Genomic DNA, 23,877 nt, shown 5'->3' on the forward strand with positions numbered 1-23,877 from the left:
CCGGATAAAGAAAAAAACTTTCCTTAGCTTGCCAATGTTGCCATATATAATTTTTTGCGGGCTGTAGCGCAGTCTGGTAGCGCGCTTGGTTCGGGACCAAGAGGTCCAGGGTTCAAATCCCTGCAGCCCGAACCCTTTTATAAATGAGATGAATACCTTACAATGGGAATTTTTCCCTGCCCTTTCTATCCGGCCGCTCAAGCATGGTCTTTCTCTACGTTATCCAAGAGACGCTGACCAAATACAAAACAAGGAGAACCTCCTCCTTAAGAAGTCTCTAAAAGGTATTGGACTGGATAAACCTATCCCTATTGCGAGTGCTGGCCAACCCCATGGAGATAACATTGCGATTATAAAAGGCCGTGATGAGCTCTATTTTCCAGAAGCTGACGGTCTTCTAACTTGCCTACCTCATATCCTTTTGGCTATACGGGTAGCCGATTGTGCCGCTTTATACTTCTATGATCCTCATACGCCTGCAATTGGACTTATCCACTCCGGTAAAAAAGGAACCAATCTTCAGATTCCAACAAAAGCGGTTAGAGCAATGAATCAGGCTTTCGGCTCGAAGCCTGCCGATCTTATCGTCCAGATAAGCCCATGCATCCGCTTCCCTCATTACGAGATCGATTTTGTTTCCGATATCATTGATCAGCTTAAATCTTGTGGAGTGGAAAAGATCTTTGATTCGGGAATATGCACGGTATGCAACCTGGAACGTTACTTTTCCTATCGCGCTGAAAAGGGAAACACAGGAAGAATGTGGGCTGTCTTAGCCCTTTTCCCTCAATAAACTTCAATCCAGAAGACCCGCTCTTTTCATTTCCGACTCGATTTTTTTAGACTCTTCCTGCCTTTCTTTCAGTTTTTTACTCTTCCAGGCTTCATAGGATTTCCCATCAGCCGCATCTTTTCCACTGAAATGTAAAGCGATTATCTGGTCAACAGGAATACACCTAGGGGTAGCCTCCCCGGCAACAAACATTTCAACAAAATACGGAGTTCTATCCAGTTGCCTATTAAAAAGGTAACCTTCTAGCTTTTCCCCGCTTGCAAGTTCAAGGGTAACATCTCCGCGATAATCAAAGGCAGCCTCTAGTAGTTCTCTTTTTTGAACATCATCTCCAAACACAAAGCTTTCTCCAGTCAAACTCTTTTTTGCTTCTCCCATAGCTTAATCCAATGAAAGAAGAGCGATCGGCACTCCTTTTTAAGATAAAGCTGCTTTAACCGTTTTAACAAACCCTTTCCAAGATCCAAAGGTATCGTTTACAGCTGTAGCTTCATAACCGGAATGAACCATACAGTTAGCACATTTTGGATTTCCACTTCTAAATCCATATTTCTCCCAAGGCGTCGTCTCTATGAGCTCCTTAAAACTTTTTGCATAACCATCCTGAAGAAGATAACAGGGTTTCTGCCAACCAAATACATTATAAGTAGGATTACCCCAAGGCGTGCAGTCATATTCGACATTTCCCTGCAGAAATTCCAGAAATAGAGGAGAAAGGTTAAATTTCCAGCTTTTTTTCTTTTCTCTTAAAATCTGCTGGAAAAGTTCTCTTGTTTTATTCCTCTGAAGGAAATGCTCCTGGTCTGGAGCCTTCTGATAGCTATACCCAGGAGAAACCATTATTCCTTCAATACCTAAGCTCATGACTTCGTCAAAGAAAGTTCTTACCCTTTGCGGATTGGCCCCATCGAATAGAGTAGAGTTGATCGTAACCCGAAACCCCCTTTTCACCGCCTCTTTTATGCCTTCAACAGCTGTTTCATAAACGCCTTCCCGGCAAACTGATTCATCGTGTTCTTCTTTCAGTCCATCCAGATGTATGCTAAAGGTCAAGTACTTGCTTGGCTTGAAAAGATCTATCCTCTTGCGTAAGAGAATCGCATTGGTACAAAGATAAATGTATTTTTTTCTTTCAATGAGTCCAGCAACGATCCGATCTATTTCCTTATGCACAAGGGGTTCTCCCCCTGCTATACTCACAATCGGAGCTCCACATTCATCAGCAGCAGCCCAACACTGTTCGGGAGTAAGCCTCCGATTGAGGATGTGGTCAGGATACTGGATTTTTCCACAACCTGCACAAGCAAGATTACACCGAAACAGGGGTTCAAGCATCAAGACAAGAGGATATCTTTTTTCCCCTTTAATTTTTTTGCTCAATACATAACTGGCCACAGTCCAGATTTGAGATAAAGGCACCATAATGAACAGGGAGAATAAAAAAGTGTACAAAAAAAGTCAATACCTAAGTGTTTTTTCTATAAAAAAATTAAGAAAACTCCCTAGTTTAACCTTAGACAACGTCTGATAAAAAGAAAATCAACTATGAAGAGCTCTGTTTAGTTGATTGCTCTTTATCGGTTATACTGGGTATTGTCCCCTCTGGAGGAGAAAATTTCGGGATACTTTGAACGCTATCTTCCGTTTGGATCTTACTTGACTCTCTTATTTCTTTTTCAAATTCTTCTTTAGCTTTATGAAATTCTCCCAGTGCTTTACCCAATCCCCGCGCTAATTCAGGCAATTTCTTCGCTCCAAAAAGAAGAAAAACCACAACAAATATCCAAAACCATTCCGAACCTGAAGGTAATCCAAATGCAAAGGTCATGAAATAATCTTATCGAAAAAAAAATTTTTATCAATCAAACAAATTTTTTTGAGATGCTTAAACCGGACCATCCACCCATTTGCCTTCTTTTTTTATGAGATCGATCAAAGCATCTACAGCTTCCCCCTCCGGAATATTAAATCGTACGGGTTTTTTCCCGACGTAAAGATTAACTTTCCCAGGAGCTCCCCCCACATAACCAAAATCCGCATCGGCCATTTCTCCTGGGCCGTTAACAATGCAACCCATGACTGCAATCTTAATACCTTTAAGATGACCCGTAGCCTTCCTTATCCGTGATGTTGTCGATTGGAGATCAAAAAGTGTTCTTCCACAGGAAGGACAAGCCACGTACTCAGTCTTCACGATCCGATTGCCCGCAGCTTGTAAAATGGAGTAAGAGAGGACCAAGGCATAGGAAGGATCGGGATCTCGTCTTAGTAATATGGCATCCCCAATGCCATCACATAAAAGAGAGCCAATATGGAGACTGGAAGCGATCAAGTTTTTTTCTCTATCCCCTAAGCTCTGGTCTTTCAAAGGAGAAAAGGTATCTTTTAAAAGAATAGGATGCGAGGAAGGAAGTAGGGTTGCTAGAGCTCTAAAAGCATAAAGAGGAGGATAAGGACAACCGTCTTTGATTGTCACAAGCCGAGCAGGACTGTCTTTAAGTGCACGGATAGAGTCGATATCCTCTAAATCCAGTTCAACAACCCCGGCTGGATCATAGCCAAATTCAGCGATGTAATCCTTTCCAGGAGGGGATTCTCTTAAAAACTTATAGCTTGAAACAGGCACAGCCACCCGAACCGGCTCATTCCCACCAATCCCTATACCCAAATCGACCTTCATTGATGGGCGTCTGTTGTATTCCATAGGCAGAGAGTAAGCCATGCTGAATTTTGGAGAAGGGGCTTGGGCTAATTCGTCGATGACTGCAATCAGCTTTTTAGCTACTGGAATTTCATATATGCTCTTTTCTGTGAGAGAAACACGAATGGTATCTCCAATACCGTCTGCAAGCAGGCTCCCTATACCAATTGCACTCTTTATTCGACCATCCTCTCCATCCCCTGCCTCTGTAACTCCGACATGCACTGGATAATTCCAATCCTCACCAAGACCCTCTAGACATTGGATGAGCTTCCTGTAAGCGCAAATCATAATCCGGGGATTAGAAGCTTTCATCGAAAACACAAAATCATGAAAACCATATTTTCTGCAGACCGCTGCATATTCCAAGGCGCTCTCCACCATGCCCTGAGGAGTATCTCCATATCGGTTCATGATCCTATCAGAAAGAGATCCATGATTTGTGCCAATGCGCAGTGCGATCTTCCTTTTTTTGCACAGCTCAAGAAGAGGTAAAAAGGCTTCTTCGATCCGTTGCAGCTCCCGGTTATATTCCTCATCAGTATAGGACCTAATTATAAACTTTTTTCGATCCACAAAATTGCCTGGATTAATCCGCACTTTTTCAACCCACTTCGCTGCTTCCATCGCCGCTTCAGGTTTAAAATGGATATCAGCGACCAAGGGTACATCACAACCGAGCTGATTCAAGCCCTTGCGAATGAATTCGAGGTTCGAAGCATCCTTTACCGTAGGAGCCGTTATTCTTACTATTTGACAGCCACTTTCAACCAGTTCAAGGGTTTCTTTTAGGCAAGCATCGGTATCCATTGTATCTGAAGTGAGCATCGACTGAACAACAATGGGATTTGATCCACCCAACCTCGCTTTACCCACCGCTACTTCTCGCGTAGATCTTTGCTCATACCTAAAAAAATTTTTTCTGTATGAGAACATGGTTGGCCTCCTTTATTTTCCATTTTCTAGCTGAGACTTTGAAACGGCTTCTTGGTTTTTAGAATGAAACTTCAATTCTTGAACATTTCCCTTGGATCTCCAAGGAATTTCTTGAACATCGAAGAAAGTCACATAAAGCATATAGCCAATAAGAAGGGTAGCAAAAAGGGTTTGAAGAGCTTCCAATAACTTTATATTCAAGGGCCTGCCTCTTATCCATTCCACGAGCCCCAGAAGTATATGCCCACCATCCAGAACGGGAATCGGAAACAAGTTAATCAGCGCAGCGTTAACATTAAATAGCACACTAAACCAAAGAGCAAGCCTCCACCCATGGGAACTTTCAAAGAGCATGTAATAAAACCTCATTATTCCAATCGGTCCACTTAAATGTTGGGGTTTGATGTCAGATTTAGGCGAGAGAACAGCTTGCAAAACATTAAACATTGCCGAAATACTCGCTTTGAGTTGTTCAAACGGTCCGGGATGAGAAAGGGTCATCTGGCCATTTAAATCCCAGAGTATACCGATTCGGGGAATCTTTTCACCCTCAGGAAAAGTGGGTTTTATATTTACTGTAAAAGTCTTCTTCCCTCTTCTAATCAAAAGGGTCATTTCCTTCTGAAGATGGGTCGAAATGTAGTCATTCAAAAGAAAGGGAGAATAAAGTTTTTGCCCATCAACCTCAAGAATTTGATCGTTAGGTTGAATAGATGCAGCATCGGCAGGGCTACCAGGGAAAACTTTAGCCACCGTAGGGGTCTGAGCGGGCATAATAAAAATCTGTCTTAAACTTTTTCTCTGAAACGCAGACCTCTCTTCTTTTATGGGAATTACGTTAAAATTCAATATTTTTCCCTCTCTCTCCACCTCAACAGCAATCGTTGATCCTTCACTACGAACGATGTTCCAAGTCACCGAATCATTGTCCATACCTTGAAAGCGGCTTACGGGATGACCATCAATTTTTAGGATTTTATCGCCCGCTTTTAAGCCCGCATGATCAGCAGGAGAATCCTTAACGACATAACCAATGACCGTCGTCATTTCGCTTTCACTCACGGGCCTACCCACAACATAAACAATCAGGGCAAATACGAGAGCCAAAAGAAGACTAAAAACGGGACCAGCAAGAGCAACAATAATCTTGTCCTTTGGAGAAACGGGAGGTAATTTGGGCTTAGAAGAGTTATTCTCTCCTTCTTTATCCTCGTTGGGTATCATCTGGGGCAGGGCAACAAATCCGCCTGCGGGTATCCATCCAAGGCTATAAGTCACTCCACCTATTTCCTTTTTCCACAGTGGATGCCCAAACCAAACTCCAAACCTCTCCACCACTAACCCTCTCCATTTTGCAGCTAAAAAATGGCCCAACTCATGAACAACAATCATGACGTTGAAAAGGAAAACCACCTCCAATAAAATGACCAGAAAATGAAGAAGCGATTGAAAAGACATGGAAATTATAAACAATTTATTCTACAAAGCACTAAAGTCGAACTCTTTTTTTTATCCACTCTCGCGCAGCTGCCCTAGACATCTTATCTGCATAGATGATCTCATCGAGTTGCGGATCTTTAATCTGTTTGTGGGTATCCAGAACATGGCGGACACAGTCCCAAATTTCAGAAAAAGAAATTTTGCCATCAAGAAAAGATTCAACAGCAACCTCGTTGGCTGCATTTAATGCGCAAGGATACGTTCCAGCTGCTTCCCCAGCAAATCTTGAAAGATTAAGAGCGGGGAAACATTTATGATCAGGTGATTCGAAGGTTAAAGAGCCAATTTCATAAAGGTTTAGAGGCCTAACAGGGCTAGGCAATCTTTCAGGAAAAGTAAAAGAAAACTGGATCGGCAGGCACATATCGGAATGGCTAAGTTGAGCAAGTTGAGAGCCATCACAAAATTCAACAAGAGAATGAATAATGCTTTGGGGGTGAATAACGACTTCGATTTGAGAATAAGGAATAGAGAAAAGATGATGGGCTTCAATCATTTCTAGCCCCTTGTTAAAGAGAGAGGCCGAATCAATAGTAATTTTTTTGCCCATTTTCCAGGTCGGATGATTCAAGGCCTCCTCAACCGTTACTTTCTTTAGCTTTTCGATACTATAACCTCTGAACGGTCCACCGGAAGCAGTAAGGATGATTCGTCTTATTGAACGCCTATCCTCAGCCCGAATGCATTGGAAAACAGCGCTATGTTCACTGTCCACGGGAATGATCTGGACATTCTTTTCCCTTATCCTCTTCATCACCACGCTACCAGCCATTACCAGGATTTCCTTGCTCGCCAAGGCAACATGGATCCCCTTTTCTATGGCTTTTAAAGTAGGTTCTAGTCCAGCCGTACCCACAATGGCCACAAGGATAATGTCCGCATCAAGCTCTTCAACTAGAGCGTTCAGGCTTTCTGGACCCCAAAACCCCTTGGAATGTGAAAATTCGTTGAACCATTCAGGCTGAAAGGACGCATTCCATAGAGCAAAAGCACGAGGATTAAATTCAAGGCACTGTTGCCTAAGCAGTTCTGACTGAGATCCTGCAGCCAAACCCACAATTTCAACCCGATCAGAAAGCTTCCTTGCCACCTCCAGAGCATTACGACCGATGGATCCAGTTGAACCAAGAATAATGACTTTTTTCCTCATGAACAAGTCAAGGAAAGGAAAATAGAGATTTTCGAAAGCCTCCTAATTTGTCGAATTTATATTCCTAGCTAACTCAAAAAGCCGATCAAATTCCTCTCTAGACCGAACCGCAAGTTCTGCTAGCATTTTCCTGTTCATTAGAACACCTGATTTCTTCAAGGCTTCCATAAACCGACTATAGGTCATCCCTCGATTTCTGCAGGCCACATTAATTCTCTGGATCCATAGAGCACGAAACTCCCTTTTTTTATTTTTCCTGTCCCTGTAGGACCAGTATCTGGCTTTATATAGGGCATCTTTAGCATACCTAAAGAGTTTGCTTCTTCTTCCTCGGAAACCTCGTGCACATCGTAGAAGCCTCTTGCGTCGTTTTCGTGACTGAGCTGAATTGGTTGCTCTTGCCATATCTACTTTCTCCTTAGCTCGTTAGCGTATCATTTAAAAAACTAGTGGTCTTAAGAAAAGGGCAGACTTTCAACAATTCTCTTTCTGTCCGAGTTGTCTACAACTTTTGGAGAACCTATTCTTCTCATCCTTTTCCTGTTTTTCGAAGAAGCCAAATGACGCCTCCCCGATCCAAAATAGAGGACCTTTCCTTTAGCTGATACTTTAAATCTTTTTGCCGCCGCTTTCTTTGTTTTTCTTCTAGCTATAGGTTTAGGCATCTTTATTTCTCCAGTCTTTTGAAATTTTTACTTCTCCTTCTGTTTTTCCTTCTCTTCTTGCTTTTGCTTTGTTGCCTCCAGTTCAGGAAGGTTATACTTTAGCATCCTTTTGTTTGCAGGTAAAGGAATAAAAGTAAGGGAAATGTTTCTACCTGCAAGTTTGGGCTCCTGTTCCGTTTGGCCTATATGAGCCAACTCCTTAATCAACCGATTCATCAGGTTCAAAGCTAAATCTTGATGGGTGATCTCTCTTCCTCTTAAAAAAAGATTGAACTTCACTTTCATGCCCTTGGCCATGAAAGCTTCTGCTTGTTTAAGCTTTATAAGAAAATCATGTTCGTTAATATTCACATGAAGCTGGATTTCTTTAAGCTTGACCGCCCCTTTTTTCGAATCTTTTTCCTTTTTGGACAACGAATATTTATATTTTCCATAATCCAGGATCTTACAAACGGGGGGATGCGCATTGGGAGAAACCTCCACGAGATCTAGTCCTTGTTGTTGAGCTCTTAGTTGAGCTTCTTGAATGGGAAGCACACCTAATGATTTACCTGTTGAATCAATGACAAGGACCTCTTTTGCTCGAATAGCATTATTAATCCGAACAAAGGTTTTCTTATTATGTTGGAAGCGGGATGATGGATGCACAGTGGAATCGCAACTTAGAGTCTACGCTCTTTATATTCAGCCGTAATAAGAGAAATAAAATGATCTAATTGCATTTCTCCAATATTACCTTTTTTTGCAGATCTAACCGAAACTCTAGACATTTGTTCTTCTTTTTTACCAACGATTAGCATATAAGGCACTTTTTCAAGTTGTGCAACTCTAATTTTTGCTCCAAGTGTTTCATTTTTTCTATCTAGATTAACTCTAAAATGATTTTGTTGCAAAATCTCTTTTATTTTTTCCCCATAATTCACAAAGGCATCGGAAACAGGGATGATTCGAACCTGTTCAGGGGCAAGCCACAAAGGAAAATGTCCCTCAAAATGCTCAATCAAAATCGCAAGAAATCGTTCAAGAGATCCAAACGGAGCCCGGTGGATGATTACCGGTAGATGAGGGTGTCCATCTTCTCCAACATAAGAAAGAGAAAACCGTGACGGTAAGTTATAGTCCAATTGGACCGTTCCCAGTTGCCATGACCTGCCAATAGCATCTTTTACAAGGAAATCCACCTTGGGACCATAAAAAGCGGCTTCTCCGGGTTCCTCCACAAAATCAAAGCCGCTCTGGGCAGCCGCTTTACGCAAATCCTCTTCAGCCTTTTTCCAGCTTTCAGGATTGCCCACATACTTCTCCTTATCTTCCCCTCTTAATCCCAACCTTACTTTCGTATCCAAAAGGCCCATTTTTTGAACAACGACTTTCACTAGCTCCAAGCAACTCAAAAGCTCACCCTCTACCTGACTTTCCATACAGAAAATATGGGCATCATCCTGGGTAAAGCCGCGCACACGGGTAAGACCCGAAAGCTCCCCCGATTTTTCAAACCTGTATACAGTCCCAAACTCGGCTATTCGAATAGGCAAATCCCTATAAGATCTCGGCTTAGAGTCAAAAATCCGGATATGCATCGGGCAGTTCATCGGTTTTAAAAGATAACCCTCAACCTCCCCTTTTTCTAAACGATTAGCCAGTTCCGCACAGCTCATGTTTTTGCTTTCAAAAGTCTTAAGCTCTTCAGGATCAAGTATCGGAGGAAACTGTGAGTCACGATAATAAGGATAATGTCCAGAGGTTCTAAAAAGATCAAGCTGACCTATATGAGGGGTATAGACTAACTGATAACCTCTTTTTAATAACTCATCGGTTAAAAAATTCTGAAGTTCCCTCCTGATCACAGCTCCTTTAGGAAGCCAAAGGGGCAGTCCTGCCCCAATCTTTTCGTCTATGAGGAAGAGTTCAAGTTCTTTTCCTATTTTACGATGATCCCTCTTTTTAGCTTGATCCAACTGGTTAAGATAATCTTCGAGTTCTTCCTTGGTATAAAAGGCCGTGCCATAGATCCTTTGCAATTGGGGATTTTTTTCATCTCCCTTGTAATAAGCACTGGCAACATGCGTAAGCTTAAATCCCTTGATCATTCCCGTGTCTTCGACATGAGGTCCTGCACAAAGATCAATAAACGGCCCATTCTGATAAAGGGTAATGGGCTCGTTGTCGGGAATCGACTCAAGAATATCGAGTTTATAGCGGCTTGGTACTTTTCTTTCCGAAAGTGCTCCCAATCTTCCTTTAAACCCTAGCTTCCTTGCTTCTTCTCTAGAGATCTCAATCCTTTTAAAAGGTTGTCTTTCGGCAATAATCCTCTGCATCCTTTCTTCGATGGCCGGAAAATCCTGCGGGCTAATCCGATGATCCAGTTCTACATCATAATAAAAGCCTCCTTCTACAGGAGGTCCCGCTGCTAACTGTGCATCAGGCCACAATTCCAAAAGAGCCGTAGCCAACACATGAGCCGCAGAATGGCGCAACTTTTCAAGTTCGTTCATCATACCAAACCCTTAAGAGGTAGTTTTATTTTAATCCAATGTTTAAAAATAGCTTTCTCCTCGCCCACCCTCAATGAAGCTATCGAAACAAAAATCTAAACCCATCTTTCATTTCTCATTTAACTCTTACAAGCAAGGGATCGCTTTGAACCGCTTAAAATTTTTCTTTTTTTCAAGTACAATAAAACAAAAGATAAAGCCAATGTAAACAGGGAAAGAATTTGGCCTTGGGTAACAAAGCCAAAGTAATAACCGATATGTAGATCGGGCTCTCGAAAACATTCTCCAAGGATTCTCAGCAAGCTATAACTAAAAAGAAAACCTATCGAAACGGATCCAGCCGATTTTTTACGGAAACGCAAATAAGTCAAAATTCCAAAGAGTACCACTCCTTCGAGCAGTGCTTCATAAAGCTGAGAGGGATGTCTCGGCACAGCCTGTCCATTAATCATAGGGGCATCCGGAAAGATCACCCCCCATGGAAGCGTGGTGGGCCTGCCCCAAAGTTCACCATTAACAAAGTTGGCCAACCTTCCAAAAAATATACCCACAGGGGCCAACCAAACAGCTGCATCAGCGATATGGAAAAAAGGGACTTTCCACTTCCGGGAAGCCCAAAATAGAACAATTAAAACGCCCAAAATACCCCCATGGCTGGACATCCCCCCCTTCCATATTTGGAAAACAAACCAAGGTTCTCTCACGGTATGAAAGAAGTCATAAAGAAGACAATAACCAAGCCGACCCCCGATCATAACTCCACCCAGGGCTATCCAGAAGACAAGATCATCGATCTGGCGAGTGGAAAGCTCAAGCAATCCATGTTTTCTTTGCCACCTCATCCCTAACCACAGGAAGAAAAACCCAAGGGCATAAGATAGTCCATAATACCGAATGCCAAAACCATTAGAAAACTGGATGAGAAAAGGACTGAGGTGATGAACAAAATAGGCGATCATCAGAAATTCAAGGAAAAATAAGATAATGGACAAAAAAACATTTTAGAAAGGCTTTGACTTCCAACTTCCTTCTTACTAAAATCCTTCATAATTAGCAATTAAAAAAGCTTACTTGCAATCATACTCAAGCCAGCGAAGAGTAGGAGTCTAGACGGTGGAAAATGATTAATAAAAAGAAAAACAAGGAGGTTATCCCATGAAAACACTTATCAAACTTTCTGTTGTCATGATGTCTTTAGGTCTTGCTTTCGGTCCACTTTGCAGCTTTGCGAAACCCAAAGCTCAACAAGTTCAAGACGAAACTAAACCTGAAAAAAAATCAAAGAAACATCATAAAAAAGAGAAAAAAGAAGAGAAGAAAGATCAAAGTTCTTCCAAATCCTAATCACCCATTGGCTTTTTTCCCATTGGCCGGATGATAGGTACCGCTTAAACTACCTTTCCTCTTCGCTGGTTTAAGTAAGTAAAGAGTCCCAAGTTGCCCGGTTTTTGTCTCTTCAGCATAAAAAAGAGATCTATCTCTTAGCTTTTTAACAGCCAATATTCGATACTATCGAAAAGGGCTAACCAAGATGCCTCTACAATATCATGCGAAACTCCGACCGTAGACCAGCTCTTTTTCCCATCAGTTGACTCAACCCATACACGAATAGATGACGCAGTGCCCTCTTTAGAGTCCACAATCCTGACTTTATAGTCTTCCAAGCGGACCTGGCTAATTTCAGGATAAAACTTTGCAAGCGCCTCGCGCAATGCCCTATCTAAAGCATGGACAGGCCCATCACCTTCAGCAACGGTGTATATCCTTTCTCCTCGAATAGACAGCTTAACTGTTGCTTCGCAAACTTTGTAATTTTTCGAAGGAAGCTGGCGGATCGACACGTGGTATTCCATCAAATTGAAAAAGGGAGGATAAGGAGAAAGTGTTTTCTTCAGCAATAGAGCGAAAGAGGCTTCTGCCGATTCAAATTCATACCCTTTAGCTTCCAACTCTTTGATTTTATTGAGAACCCGCTGGATGTTAGGGTTGTTTTCTTCCAAAATGATGCCCAAATCCTTGGCCTTGAGAATGATATTGGATTTGCCAGAAAGCTCTCCCACTAAAACCCTTCGGTTATTACCTACGGCCGAAGGATCAATATGCTCGTAACTTCTCAGCACTTTCTGCAAGGCATTAACATGCGTTCCACCCTTATGGGCAAAAGCGGACTTGCCTACGAATGGAGCCCTAGGATTGGGTTTAATGTTGGCAATTTCATCTACAAAGAGAGACAACTCCCTCAGTTCTTTGAGTTTTCCAGGTGGAAGGACTTTCTGACCCATCTTGAGTTCAAGATTGGCTATCACTGAAATTAGATTACAATTTCCAGTTCTTTCACCATAACCGTTAATTGTTCCTTGAACTTGCTGAACTCCCGCCTTTACAGCGACAAGAGCATTGGCAACAGCCAGCTCACAATCATTGTGTGTATGAATTCCCAAAGGAGTCTTGCAATGCGCTAAGACATCTGTCGTAATCGTCCCGATTTCCCAAGGTAACGACCCGCCATTGGTATCACAAAGAACAATGTAATCGGCTCCCGCTTCCTCAGCTTCTTTGATACACTCCAGCGCATAGGCTTTGTCCGCTTTATAACCGTCAAAAAAATGCTCGGCATCGAATATAACTTCACGGCCATGAGATTTTAAAAACTTTATAGAGTCCCTAATCATAGCCAGGTTTTCCTCAGGAGTAGTCTTCAATACCTCAAGAACATGGAAAAGCCAGCTTTTGCCAAACAAGGTGATGACGGGGCTTTGCGCCTCTAGCAGTAGCTTTATCTGCGGGTCTTCCTCCACATGCAGCTGAGCCCTACGGGTACTACCAAAAGCGGCGATCTTTGCCTGTTTTAGCTCTAAATCTTTTAAGTGGGTAAAAAAAGAAAAATCTTTAGGATTGCTCCCTGGCCATCCTCCTTCAATATAATTTATTCCAAATTCATCTAATCTCTTGGCAACACGGAGCTTATCAGATAATGAAAAATGGATGGCTTCCCCCTGAGACCCATCCCTTAAAGTCGTATCATAAAGAACCAATCGGCTCGGATTTACTGTATTCATCGCTGAAAGAATAACCTTCTCATAAAATAGGGAGAAATCAAATAGGATTTAATCTAGACAAGATAAATAAAAAAAAGATAAATTAATAGGATGCAAATTCAGATTTCATCACCAACCGTAAAGTTGACCGATGCTCTTTACAACCATATTGAATCGAAATTTGAAAAATTGACCCGAATTAACGACCGGATCCTTTCAGCCCAGTTGAACATTCATCACGAACCGGCAAAAGCTGATATTAGCCATCAAGCTTTTTCCATAAAAGCCAGATTATACATTCCAGGGAAAGACATTGTTGCTGAAGATCGTGGCCATGACCTCTATCAAGCCGTTGATCTCATCGTTGACCGCTTAGCTAGACAACTCAGGAAAAGAAAGACAGATCTCACCGATAAATCAAGGGACACTTCAAGAGAGTTTAAAGAAAAAGAAAAATAACCCTATTGTTTCACTGAATATAAAAGAAAGAAAGAAGGAAGAGGGAGTTGTTTTCTTAAGGCCTGTGGGGCTAAGGATATAACTCAATTTTTAGTTAAAACGACTGGCAGCAAAAGAGGGATAAAAGAAGTATAAAACAACTGATTTTTTAACTTTTTAAAAGGGTCCATTGTTCTCTGGCTGCATCAATCAAGGGCTTTAATGTTTTTGAGCTGAAATCAAAAGGCAAACCTGCTGCCTGGAAAAGCTCCCTGAGCGGTTTTGATCCACCCAAAGACAACGCATAAAGGTAACGTTCAAGGGCTGTCTTCAGGTCTTTTTTGGCTTCGATCCAGAAGGCTAATGCCCCCATTTGAGCAATGCCATATTCGATATAATAAAAAGGAATCTCAAAAATATGAAGCTGTCTGTGCCATAAATAGCGTCGGACTTCTTCATATCCCTCCCAATCCACTATTCCCCCAAAGCGGGCCATCAACCTCTCCCAAATCCGAGCACGATTCTCCCTGCTTTGATCAGGACTTGTGTAGAGTTCCTGCTGAAAGCCATCGACCGTCGCCATCCAGGGGAAAAACAGAAGGATACCTTCGAAAAGCTTTCTATTAGCCCTTTTAAGTTCTTTTTCCGAATAAAATTCGTCTAAATATGAGGAGGCGAACAGTTCCATGGACATCGAGGCAACCTCACAAAACTCAAGAGGAGCTGACCGGTAATCGTAAAGAAACTGTTCTCTTGCTGCCAAGGAATGAAAAGCATGTCCAGATTCATGGAGCAAGGTTTCTAGATCTCGATGTGTTCCTACGGCATTCATAAAAATAAATGGAAGACGTGCCAAGGACAGTGTACTTTGATATCCTCCTGGAGCTTTCCCTTTTCTGTTTTCCAAATCAACAAGTTTTTTCTCTCCTAAAACCTTATAAAAACTCCACAGTTTCGGATCCAGCTTCTTGAATATATTGCCGACTCTATCAAAAAGCTCTTCTGCTGTTTGAAAAGGCCTCAAAGGTTGACCCCCTTCAGGATCTACGGCAAGGTCCCACGGCTTTAATTGAACCAAACCCAGTTGCTCTTTCCTCCAATTTTCAATCTCTTTTTGCACAGGAACAACTGTCTGCTCTATAGCTTCAGCAAGTTTCAAACAGTCTTCAGGGGTATAATCGAAACGTTGATATTTCTCAAAAATATAGCTGCGGTAGTTATCGAAACCAGCAGTTGTGGCAATCTGATTACGGAGGGAGAGCAGCTTATCAAAAATATCCTCAAAAATCTCTTTTTTTTCTAGCCTCTTATTGGCGATGATCTCCCATACTTGTTTCCTTCTTCCCCTATCCTGTTCTTCAAGGAAACGGCTTAATTGGACAAGAGTATATTCTTTGCCTTCGTATTCGGCCGTGAGCCCTCCTGAAATCTTCTGGTATTGTTGACAAAGCTTTTCTTCTTCGACTTCCCTCTGCACATTTTCTTCTCTATAAGTTTTCAACTGGCTTAAAACTGATCTTTTGAAAACCGCATACGAAGAATCGAGAGCGTTAAAAAAAGGATTAGAGGCAAGTTGACTTAAAATAGCCATTTGCCTGGGTTTTCTCAACGGTTCGACCACCGTAATCACATAAAGATATCTTTTTTCCCTTTCCTCGTCGTCTGTCTGGCAGGTCATCGCGATATAACGCTTTGTCCTTTCCTCATCGAGTGCTTCTCTGAGTTCATCATAAAAGCCGATCCAACGTTTGAGATCTTCTACGCTATGAACATTCTGCAGCTCTTTTTGAAGCCTCTCCCATAAAGCACATAGGTTTTTTTCCTCCAGTATATCTTTATCTGGTTCTAGGAACTGTAAGGGTTCAAAGGAAGAAAACTCTTCAAAAGCCATCTTGTTCATATCCATTTAGTCCTCTTTAATTTTAAACATCTGCCAGAAATTTTGGAAAGCTCTATTCCAACTTCTTTCTTTTCTTATCTTTTCAGCCATTTCTATTCTCGATTCCCATGAGAGGGGGTGATCGAGATAAAAGCTGATGGTTTCTGCCCATTCTTTTATGTCTTTAGTTTTACAAATCCTTCCCACTCCCAGCTGACTGACTAGTTCAGAAGGTCCTCCTACATCCGAAACTATTGCAGGAACCCCCGAAGCCATGGCTTCAAGAACAACATTGCCAAAAGTATCCGTTGTGCTTGGAAAAACAAACAAAAAAGAGGAAGCATAGGCCTTGCTCAGCTCAAGACCTGTCAAAATCCCAGTAAAGATAGCTTCCGGAACAAGTTTTTGCAATTCTTCCCTAAAAGGCCCTTCCCCTACAAAGGCAACTGAAAATCGCTTTCCTTTTGCCCATAAGTAATGAGAAAGCTCAGCCAGGAAGGCCAACTCCTTCTCCTTTGAAATCCTCCCAACATAAAGAAGAACCGGCGAATCCAGTCCGTATTTTTTCCAGAACGAAGGATCAAAATAGGAAGGACTAAACATATCCACATCAATACCTCTGGGGAATAGAGCCAGTTTTTCAGGGGAGATCCCTCTTTGAATCCAACAATGCTTATAATATTCGGAATTGACCAGGATCTTGTTCAACTGTCCGTAAAACCATTCCATGTACCTCCAAGCCAATGTTTCCATCCACGAATCATCACTCAAGAAGCGGGCATACTGGGGAAAATCGGTATGATAGATCCCCATCATAGGAATTTTAAGAATTTTCCCTATCAAAAGAGCACATAGTCCCACCGGACCCGGAGTACTGATCACAAGATGAGAAAAATCTTCTTTTTTGACATAATCCATAATTTCCAAGAAAGGAGGGAAACTTAACTTCTGCAGCTTATATTCGGGAATCTCGAACTCACCCACCGGTTCAAAATTTTTCACCGGGATATCCAACTCTTTTAATTGACTTCTTGAAATCACCAGTTTCAAATAAGCATCTTGCTTATAGGCGGTTTTCGCCATCGCTTGGATCGTCCGAGCTACCCCATTGACATCATCAATGGTATCGGTAAACCAAGCCACCTTAATTTCAGAGAGTTCCTTGGGAAGACATCCCATATATCTGAGTGCCAGTTTTCTCAAAAAGGGCTTGTTGACAGACTGTTCAAAAAAAGCCCACAAATAGGGCATGACAGCGATCCCCAAGGGGAGAAAACCGGAGAGGGATTGAAAAGCGTCAAGATAATCTCCTTTTTCAAGCCTGGAGACAAATTGCAAAAAAAGCCTATAGGAAAGCTCGTTTACAATCTTGGATGCTATTCGAAAAGAACGGATTATGGGTTTTTCAGTTGAATTGACGATCGCATCGAGCATCTGTTTTGTTTTCGAATCGGTCAAAAAACCGATAAACTGTTTTGTTAGAGTTGATCCTTCAGTTAACCCTACGTAATTGAAAGCTTGACCTGTCCGGATCGCTTCGGCCAAATGACCCACCCTTTCAGCGAAAGAAAAAGCTGTAGGATTTTGCCCTTTGATAAACCTCTCGGCGATCTTCCCAACGAGCTCCGCAGTCAAAGGGGCTTTTTGCTTAAGCCGACCTAGAGCAAATTTAAAAAAAGTGTTGTAAAAACCGGTAGAAACTTTCAAAGGATCTCCCATTTCTCCTTGAACTCTTCCCTCACCCCTAAACAGCGAGTCAAAAAAACCTTCAATCCCATCCCCTGCCTTTGCCTCCGTCCATGCAGAAGCAACCGAAAGTCCTCCGTGGTCGTTGGATCCTCCAACGAAAATTTTTTCATGGGGTCGGCTTACCATGGAAGCCATACCCTGCCTTTGTTCAAAATCCTCGATATGTTTGGGAGTCAATGCACCAAGACAAAGGGAAAGAATTTTTTGAGACAGGGGTTCTAATGCCCCATTACAGACTTCAAATCCTTTAAAAAGAAGGATCATTTTTTCAAAATGATCCGTCGTGAGTTTTGAGTTTAGACTTTTCAAGGGATGTGCAACAGCATGGGGTATATTTTTTTCTACAAGGTAGCGGGAAAGCTCAAATACGTTCAAAGAGAGTTCTTTGAGTGTCTTAAAATCAAGCTCGTCAAAATGCCAAATTAAAAGATGGATTTCACAGCCATCGGGGAAAAAAGTGGATAATTCTACCCCTAAGAAAACATCCTGGTATTTTTCCATTAACTCCAAGCAACCTTCAATCCGGTTGTGATCGGTAATCGTTTTCCATCGCATTCCTTTGGATTGAAGTTTCTCATAGAGCTCTTGGGGGGGAGTGCAACTCTGGGGAAAGCCAATACGCCTAAGGACCCACTCAGAAGGTCGGTCTGAATAACTCGAATGAACATGAAGATCAACTTTTGACCAGGATTCCATAAGTTTGCGGCTCCATGCCCAGATCAAGAAAATGCTTAACGATCCTTTCAAGCTGCGACCACAAAGAACGATAATCGCTGTCCTCGGGATGAACGGCTACCCTTACATAAGCCTTTTTCCTTTTAATACAGTTGTTTTTGAGCCAGCCATTCCATACTTGGGAAATAGATCTTCTCCACAGTGATCTATTCGACCAACAAAGAGAAAATGAATAAATATAAGAAGGATTGGAACTTTCAAGTAAAATAATTCGGTCAATCGCTGCGGTATAGCTGAAGCGCTCTTTTCGAAGCCAATCCAATAAGGGGGGCTCATAAAGCCATCCTGGAGCAATGAAACCCTTCGACTGCCACCCTAGATTCATGAACATTTTTTTTGCTTGAACAAGCCTCTCAATCGCCTCTTTTTCTTCAATATTGAGGAATTCAGCTTCCTGTTGTGTATAAAATTGCGTCCAAAAAAGCTGAGAAATTTTTTCGGTTATTCCTAACCGGTCGTGATAAAAACCATGTATAATCGGCTCATCCCCTGCCTGTATACGGCTGGTTACCCAATTGCAAAACTTTTCATCCTCCTCGATAGATTTTTTGTGGTGATAATAAGGAATGATCAGCAAACCCATCTTGCTCACTCCCCAAGACAAAAGCTGTTCTCTTTGTTTTTCGATTTTGGAGCTGTTCAGGGGATGAATGTCATGGAGGGTGACAAAAAGGCTCCTTTCGATCATAGGTCTGGTCAAAAAAGATATCTATGCTTTATTTGGAATAGAGCAAAGGGGTTTTTTTCAAATCTTTTATTACAGTATAAAGAAAAACTTTTGAGTGATAATACTCTTTGTACTTGGTTACCTCTATGCTGTTAAGTACCTGGAATCCAAACCGATGGAAAAGAGCAGGTTTTCTCCTTTCTCCAAAGACGACTATCTGTCCATAAACTTGGCTATAACCCCTTGAAAGGAGATAAGACAAAAAGCTATCAATGAGTTTTCTTGTTGTCGTAGGGCTTTTTGCTTTCGGTAAAAGATTAATATGAAAATGTGGACAATTTTTGGGAGCCGGTGGGGTTTGCTTTCGTCCAAAGAAAAGAAGCCAATGGATATATTTTTTTGTCGAAGGCTTATAAGGCTTAAAGAAATAACGGAACATAACCTTGAATAATAAATAAGGGCTAACCCAAAGATCATACCAGAATTTGACCTTTGGCTTGCAACAACCAATAATATAACCCACAACCTCTCCGTCTATTTCACAAACAAAGGCCGACTCCGGTTCCATATCGGTGTAGTAACGAGTTAGAAAATCAGCAAAAAGTTCCCTGTCCTCAAAAATGGGATCGATCGGCTTACCTAAAAAGCCGGTATCAGCACATATCTTGCGAACCGCTTCCCTGTCCTGAGGACAAAATTTCCGAATAATCGGTTCTTTGTATTTCTTTTCTTCAAGGTTGATTTCCTTGTTAGCTGTAAGATTTATCAATGAGCTTGGGTCGTCCATATTGTGCTGCAAGCGCTTCATTCGAATGATTTTGAAAACCTTTCCAGCAATTTTAAAAACCTGCTTGAGTAGAGTTTTAAGGGAAACCATTCCTTCTGAGTCGGTAAGACCAACGGGCTTGCCCTTTATCCATTACTCCATTTTTTTGTAATGGAGCTTACTTTCTAGGCCACAAGCAAAAGTCTTGGCCCTCCATTCACATCTTGACAAGTGGTTTCTTTCTCTTCGATTGTTCTATATGTTAGCATACATTTTAAGTTTGCACGCTGTATATCGATGCTCTCCATCTATTCCCAGGTGACTAAAGGGGATTACGGTCCTCTGGTAGTCCCCCATTCCTCTAAAATGCTCTGTTTATGACCATTCAGTTTTTCGCCCCCTATCACTCTCAAGTAATATTCCCATAAGGTCTTAAAAACCTGATCCCATCCATATTTTCCTCTTACTTTCCGAGAGAGCTCCAAACCTAACTCTCTAAGATCGGTCTTGCGAAAATTCCTTATTGCTTCAGCAAACGCACGCGGGCAATTTTTCCGTGGCCAGTACTCCAATCCTCCTTCAATCTGCTCTTCCATGTTTGTCCCATAAACTCCTATAACGGGGCATCCACAAGATTGACTTTCAATCGTCACCAGGCCAAATGTTTCGACTATTCCAGGATGAACAAACAGATCTGCACTCCGGTAACTGCGAGCAAGATCTTTCTTGGAATCCAGGTAAGGAATCCAGACAATTCTGCCTAATTTTTTCTTAAAGTCCAAGACAAGGCTCCTTAAAGGGCCATCTCCAATGATCAGAAGCCAATAATCGCTTCCAGGCTGTTTTTCAAGCAGGCAACGGAAAGTTTCAAGAAGTAAAATAAGGTTTTTTTCTTTAGAGAGCCTTCCTACATAGAGAAGCAAAAAAGCATCGGCAGGTATTTCCAGCTGTTCTCTCCAGCTTTCTTCTTTGGTGCCCGGGTTGAAGTGCTCCGTATCCACACCAAGGGGTAGAGGAACGGAATTAATAAGCCCCCAGTTTTTAAGTAAATCGCAAAGTTTATAAGAGGGAACAACCGTGAGCTTAAATTTTGAAAAAAGTTTGACAATATAACTTTTGGCCATGCTTCTGAATGCTGCTTCGAGAAGTTTTCCCCCATAACGGGAGCATGTTCTTAAGTAAGCCTCCGGAAAATGGCTATGGTAGAATCCTATAACAGGAATTTTAAGTCTGCGGGCTTTCTTCAAGACAAACCATGCCAACTGGTAAGGATCGCCAACTTCAATGACGTCAGGCTTGATCTCATCTATGAGGCAAGATAAAGCTTTCAAGTTAAAAATTACTCTATATCTAGAAGTTTTATCTAGCCGGGGTGATCTAATCGTTATCGTATGGACAGATTGATCCACAAAATGTTGATTTTTTTCTCCAGGAATAATCAAGTAATGTTCATCTTTGCCTAGGCGGCGGACATAATCCTGTTTTTCAGAAAGATATCGTTTTACTCCACCACTTCGAGGGGAATAAAACTGGGTTATGTCACATATTTTCATCACATTTATAATTTTCTCTTCTCTACCCTTTCTCTAATAAGTTTTTATTTTCCGTTTTAAAAATCAGGGTAAGATAGAAAAATTCCATACAATAATAGCTTTAGAAAATATATTTTCCATAACATATCCTCAATTTTGATTAATTTTCTCAATAGAACTATCAAACCCAAGCTCCATCCACTCGCAAAGAAGTCCCTGATCTTTTTATTTCTTTCTTAAACCCCTATTTGGGGTTTTGGTATTCAACCTGCTTTAAGTCTTATCGTGACTATCCATCGATTCGATTGAAGACAAAAAAAAATTGCTTTTGGCTTATTCCTATTTCAATATCAACCCGTTATTGGATAGACTATTGTTTTTGGATCTTTCGACTATAAAGAGAATCTTTGCTTTGTTTTTGTTTTTTGGGATTATTGTCCAGGCTGCATTCTCCACCAACATCCAACAGGAAACCCTTGCAGAACTCCAAAAAGCTCTTGATGAAGGAGGGATTGCCGTAGAAAGCAGGCCTCCAGCCCTTTCTCTTTCCGGCTTCCTCGATAGCAGCTACACCTACAACTTCATTTCCGCACATTCGGGCAAAACAGCTCAACAAACCGCTCAAATCCCTACACGGATGGACAGCGACGGGATCGCCGGGGGAGGATGGAATCTCAACCAAGTCTACCTAGTCCTTGAAAAACCCCTCTCCGAGCTCAACGATTGGCAGGCTGGATTTAGAACTGACCTTATGGTTGGACAAGACGCGGCTTCCATGGGTATGCCCGATAACCTCGTAGGCTTATCCAGCCCGAACAGCAATGGATTAGCTTTGAACATCTCTTCATTTCTTTTGGCCCAGGCTTATGCCCAGTTTAGAGTCCCAGTGGGTAACGGGATAGATTTGAAAATGGGCAAATTCATGTCTCCTTTTGCTTTTGAACTGATGGAAAGGCCCGCCAACGTGAACTTTTCTTATGGGCTCATCTTTTCTAACCTCATTCCTGAAATTCTCGTTGGATTTGAAGCTATTTATCCCTTTTCCAGCTCCCTAGAGCTGACCTTGGGCATTACGGATGGGGGATTTAATACAGCAAGGGGAGGATTTCCTTTTTTTGGTGAAGTTAACAACGAACCCTTTTCTTCCCTTTTCCTCGGTTCTTTGCGATATGAAAGTCCCAAGAAAAATGCACTTATTAGCTCATCACTTCTTATTGGACCCAACGGAGCCAATCCCCCAGGCTTTGGTTTATATCCTCTTTTTGCTGGGGCTGGAGTTTTCAGGGAAAGTCCTTACAACCGCTCTGCTCCATTTGTTCTTGGGGATATCTACGGATCATGGATTCCACAAGCCAGCCATGACAGGCTGCTTGTGGCTTTCGAATTTACAGGAGGCTTTTACAATAGGGGAGTAGCCCTTCCTTCTGATCCCTTAGTTCAAAGAGCATCAGCTAATTGGTATGGCGCCAGTTTGTGGATGAAATACCAGCTTACAGCCCTTTTCAGTATCGCATTCAGGCAAGACTGGATTGAAGGATCAAACAATGAAATTCTCTACCAGCATGTGGGTCGCACCGACATATGGAGTTCAACCCTGACTTTCCGCATTGACCTGTGGGAAAACATGATGCTGAGAGTTGAAGGAAGAATGGATTGGGGAAAAGACGTGGCCGGAGAAATTCTTTTGCCCTTAGGTCTTCCCGGAGTACCCGTATCAACAGGTCCGGCTTTTTTTGCTGCCCTTGAAGCTGCTTATACTTTCTGGTAAAAGATATTAATTTGTATTAATTTCTTTTGTTGTATCCGTGCTTTGGATTAGTTTTCATTATGCAAAACAAACAGGTCATTCTTGTCAAAAAACCCGAAGGGCTTATTGACGAATCCCATTTTTCGGTTGTTTTTACAGATGTCCCTTCTCCCAAGGAAGGAGAAGTGTTGATCAAAAATCACTACGTTTCAATCGATCCTTATTTAAGGCTTCTCAGTGAGGAACCCACAACCTTCAGCAGGGGAGTAAAGGTAGGAAGCCGTATGGAAAGTTGGTCAGTAGGTGAAGTGATTGAATCCAAATCTCATTCTTTTGAGCCTGGCCAATACGTTCTTTGCTACTTAGGATGGCAGCAATATGGGGTCTGCGAAGGAAGAGACTTAAGAAAAATCGATCCTTCCCTTGCACCCTTACCCGCATTTCTAGGCGTACTCGGGATGCCTGGAATAACCGCTTATTTTGGAATATTCCGATACGGTAAGCCTCAAGCAGGGCAGACTGTTCTCATTTCCGCAGCTTCTGGTACGGTTGGAATGACCGCTGGACAGTTAGCCAAGATGCATAGTTGCAAAGTTATAGGGATTGCTGAAACCGATGAAAAATGTCAATACCTAGTAGAAGAACTCCACTTCGATCATGCGATCAATGTTTCAAGAATAAAACTTGAAGAAGGAATTAAGGCCTATGCTCCTGAGGGGCTTGATCTTTACTATGACAACGTGGGAGGAGAAACCCTTGACACCGCCCTTTTGTTCTTAAGAAAGAACAGTCGGGTCGTGATCTGCGGCATGATTTCCCAGTACAACCTTAAAGCCCCCTATGCCCTTAAAAATTTCGAACGCTTACATTCAGCCCGGGCTACACTTAAAGGCTTTATCGTAGCCGACCTTATGAGTGATTGGCCTGATGCCATAATCAAACTGGAAAAATGGGTAAAAGAAAAAAAATTGAAACACAAGGAAAATATCTTTCATGGACTTGAAAGTGCTCCCAAGGCCTTAAATTCCATTTTTACAAAAGCACCCATAGGAAAAACTGTTGTAGAAGTTTAAGGAGGAAGGG

Annotated in this window: 22 protein-coding genes and 1 tRNA gene; 6 read left to right on the forward strand and 17 right to left on the reverse strand. The window is 41.9% G+C overall.

Going from position 1 to position 23,877, the window contains the following annotated elements; genetic code table 11:
* Positions 1-57 precede the first annotated feature (57 nt).
* Together IT6_RS04630 and IT6_RS04635 are read left to right on the forward strand one after the other, a co-directional pair.
* Positions 58-131: transfer RNA gene (locus IT6_RS04630), tRNA-Pro, on the forward strand.
* Positions 132-148: 17 nt separating this feature from the next.
* Positions 149-793 carry a polyphenol oxidase family protein gene (locus IT6_RS04635; RefSeq protein WP_206828189.1) on the forward strand — a complete coding sequence of 215 codons (645 nt, stop codon included), beginning with the start codon at positions 149-151 and terminating at the stop codon, positions 791-793.
* A gap of 3 nt (positions 794-796) precedes the next feature.
* Here IT6_RS04635 and IT6_RS04640 read toward each other — a convergent pair whose 3' ends face one another.
* The 11 genes from IT6_RS04640 to lgt all read right to left on the reverse strand — a co-directional run bounded on the left by IT6_RS04640 (position 797) and on the right by lgt (position 11,202).
* Positions 797-1,171: a hypothetical protein gene (locus IT6_RS04640; protein ID WP_206828191.1), complete on the reverse strand. Its 375-nt coding sequence runs from the start codon at positions 1,169-1,171 to the stop codon at positions 797-799.
* A 39-nt stretch (positions 1,172-1,210) separates the two neighbouring features.
* Positions 1,211-2,215, reverse strand: coding sequence for an adenosyl-hopene transferase HpnH (gene hpnH, locus IT6_RS04645; protein WP_134439371.1), 1,005 nt, complete (start codon positions 2,213-2,215; stop codon positions 1,211-1,213).
* Between the two features lie 121 nt (positions 2,216-2,336).
* Positions 2,337-2,621: a Sec-independent protein translocase subunit TatA/TatB gene (locus IT6_RS10640; RefSeq protein ID WP_134439372.1), complete on the reverse strand. Its 285-nt coding sequence runs from the start codon at positions 2,619-2,621 to the stop codon at positions 2,337-2,339.
* 57 nt (positions 2,622-2,678) lie between these two features.
* A complete protein-coding gene (ispG, locus tag IT6_RS04655) occupies positions 2,679-4,430 on the reverse strand; it encodes a (E)-4-hydroxy-3-methylbut-2-enyl-diphosphate synthase (RefSeq protein WP_206828201.1) in 1,752 nt (583 codons plus the stop codon).
* A 12-nt stretch (positions 4,431-4,442) separates the two neighbouring features.
* Positions 4,443-5,888, reverse strand: coding sequence for an RIP metalloprotease RseP (rseP, locus tag IT6_RS04660; protein ID WP_206828208.1), 1,446 nt, complete (start codon positions 5,886-5,888; stop codon positions 4,443-4,445).
* Between the two features lie 31 nt (positions 5,889-5,919).
* Positions 5,920-7,080 carry a 1-deoxy-D-xylulose-5-phosphate reductoisomerase gene (locus IT6_RS04665; protein WP_206828210.1) on the reverse strand — a complete coding sequence of 387 codons (1,161 nt, stop codon included), beginning with the start codon at positions 7,078-7,080 and terminating at the stop codon, positions 5,920-5,922.
* 42 nt (positions 7,081-7,122) lie between these two features.
* Positions 7,123-7,485, reverse strand: a complete 363-nt coding sequence (gene rplT, locus IT6_RS04670; RefSeq protein ID WP_134439376.1) for a 50S ribosomal protein L20 — start codon at positions 7,483-7,485, stop codon at positions 7,123-7,125.
* A 50-nt stretch (positions 7,486-7,535) separates the two neighbouring features.
* A complete protein-coding gene (rpmI, locus tag IT6_RS04675; protein WP_134439377.1) occupies positions 7,536-7,745 on the reverse strand; it encodes a 50S ribosomal protein L35 in 210 nt (69 codons plus the stop codon).
* Between the two features lie 27 nt (positions 7,746-7,772).
* Complete coding sequence (gene infC, locus IT6_RS04680) at positions 7,773-8,393, reverse strand: translation initiation factor IF-3 (RefSeq protein ID WP_206828212.1); 621 nt, start codon at positions 8,391-8,393, stop codon at positions 7,773-7,775.
* 14 nt (positions 8,394-8,407) lie between these two features.
* Positions 8,408-10,243 (reverse strand): threonine--tRNA ligase, encoded by a 1,836-nt coding sequence (gene thrS, locus IT6_RS04685; RefSeq protein ID WP_206828524.1) that lies wholly within the window; start codon positions 10,241-10,243, stop codon positions 8,408-8,410.
* Positions 10,244-10,362: 119 nt separating this feature from the next.
* Complete coding sequence (lgt, locus tag IT6_RS04690) at positions 10,363-11,202, reverse strand: prolipoprotein diacylglyceryl transferase (RefSeq protein WP_134439401.1); 840 nt, start codon at positions 11,200-11,202, stop codon at positions 10,363-10,365.
* 196 nt (positions 11,203-11,398) lie between these two features.
* Here lgt and IT6_RS04695 point away from each other — a divergent pair, with 196 nt between their 5' ends.
* Positions 11,399-11,587, forward strand: a complete 189-nt coding sequence (locus tag IT6_RS04695) for a hypothetical protein (protein WP_134439379.1) — start codon at positions 11,399-11,401, stop codon at positions 11,585-11,587.
* A 137-nt stretch (positions 11,588-11,724) separates the two neighbouring features.
* Here the strand turns inward: IT6_RS04695 and cimA are convergent, their stop codons facing one another.
* Positions 11,725-13,302 (reverse strand): citramalate synthase, encoded by a 1,578-nt coding sequence (cimA, locus tag IT6_RS04700; protein WP_134439380.1) that lies wholly within the window; start codon positions 13,300-13,302, stop codon positions 11,725-11,727.
* A 90-nt stretch (positions 13,303-13,392) separates the two neighbouring features.
* Here cimA and hpf point away from each other — a divergent pair, with 90 nt between their 5' ends.
* The gene (gene hpf / locus IT6_RS04705; protein ID WP_134439381.1) at positions 13,393-13,740 is read left to right on the forward strand and encodes a ribosome hibernation-promoting factor, HPF/YfiA family; all 348 of its coding nucleotides are present in this window, start codon (positions 13,393-13,395) and stop codon (positions 13,738-13,740) included.
* Positions 13,741-13,888: 148 nt separating this feature from the next.
* Here hpf and IT6_RS04710 read toward each other — a convergent pair whose 3' ends face one another.
* The 5 genes from IT6_RS04710 to IT6_RS04730 all read right to left on the reverse strand — a co-directional run bounded on the left by IT6_RS04710 (position 13,889) and on the right by IT6_RS04730 (position 21,068).
* Positions 13,889-15,625 carry a M3 family oligoendopeptidase gene (locus IT6_RS04710; RefSeq protein ID WP_206828214.1) on the reverse strand — a complete coding sequence of 579 codons (1,737 nt, stop codon included), beginning with the start codon at positions 15,623-15,625 and terminating at the stop codon, positions 13,889-13,891.
* The gene (locus IT6_RS04715) at positions 15,626-18,043 is read right to left on the reverse strand and encodes a glycosyltransferase (RefSeq protein WP_134439383.1); all 2,418 of its coding nucleotides are present in this window, start codon (positions 18,041-18,043) and stop codon (positions 15,626-15,628) included.
* A complete protein-coding gene (locus tag IT6_RS04720) occupies positions 18,021-18,770 on the reverse strand; it encodes a DUF2334 domain-containing protein (RefSeq protein ID WP_206828216.1) in 750 nt (249 codons plus the stop codon). The genes IT6_RS04715 and IT6_RS04720 overlap by 23 nt, the downstream gene beginning before the upstream one ends.
* A 28-nt stretch (positions 18,771-18,798) precedes the next feature.
* Positions 18,799-19,626 (reverse strand): GNAT family acetyltransferase, encoded by an 828-nt coding sequence (locus IT6_RS04725; protein ID WP_242524346.1) that lies wholly within the window; start codon positions 19,624-19,626, stop codon positions 18,799-18,801.
* A gap of 221 nt (positions 19,627-19,847) precedes the next feature.
* Positions 19,848-21,068, reverse strand: coding sequence for a glycosyltransferase (locus IT6_RS04730; RefSeq protein ID WP_206828224.1), 1,221 nt, complete (start codon positions 21,066-21,068; stop codon positions 19,848-19,850).
* A gap of 307 nt (positions 21,069-21,375) precedes the next feature.
* Between IT6_RS04730 and IT6_RS04735 the strand changes: the two genes are divergently transcribed.
* Together IT6_RS04735 and IT6_RS04740 are read left to right on the forward strand one after the other, a co-directional pair.
* Entirely contained in the window at positions 21,376-22,815 is a 1,440-nt protein-coding gene (locus IT6_RS04735) for an outer membrane beta-barrel protein (protein WP_242524347.1), read from the forward strand.
* 59 nt (positions 22,816-22,874) lie between these two features.
* Positions 22,875-23,867 carry an NADP-dependent oxidoreductase gene (locus tag IT6_RS04740; RefSeq protein ID WP_206828226.1) on the forward strand — a complete coding sequence of 331 codons (993 nt, stop codon included), beginning with the start codon at positions 22,875-22,877 and terminating at the stop codon, positions 23,865-23,867.
* Positions 23,868-23,877: the final 10 nt, after the last annotated feature.

It is taken from the genome of Methylacidiphilum caldifontis (assembly GCF_017310505.1).
Lineage (GTDB): Bacteria > Verrucomicrobiota > Verrucomicrobiia > Methylacidiphilales > Methylacidiphilaceae > Methylacidiphilum > Methylacidiphilum caldifontis.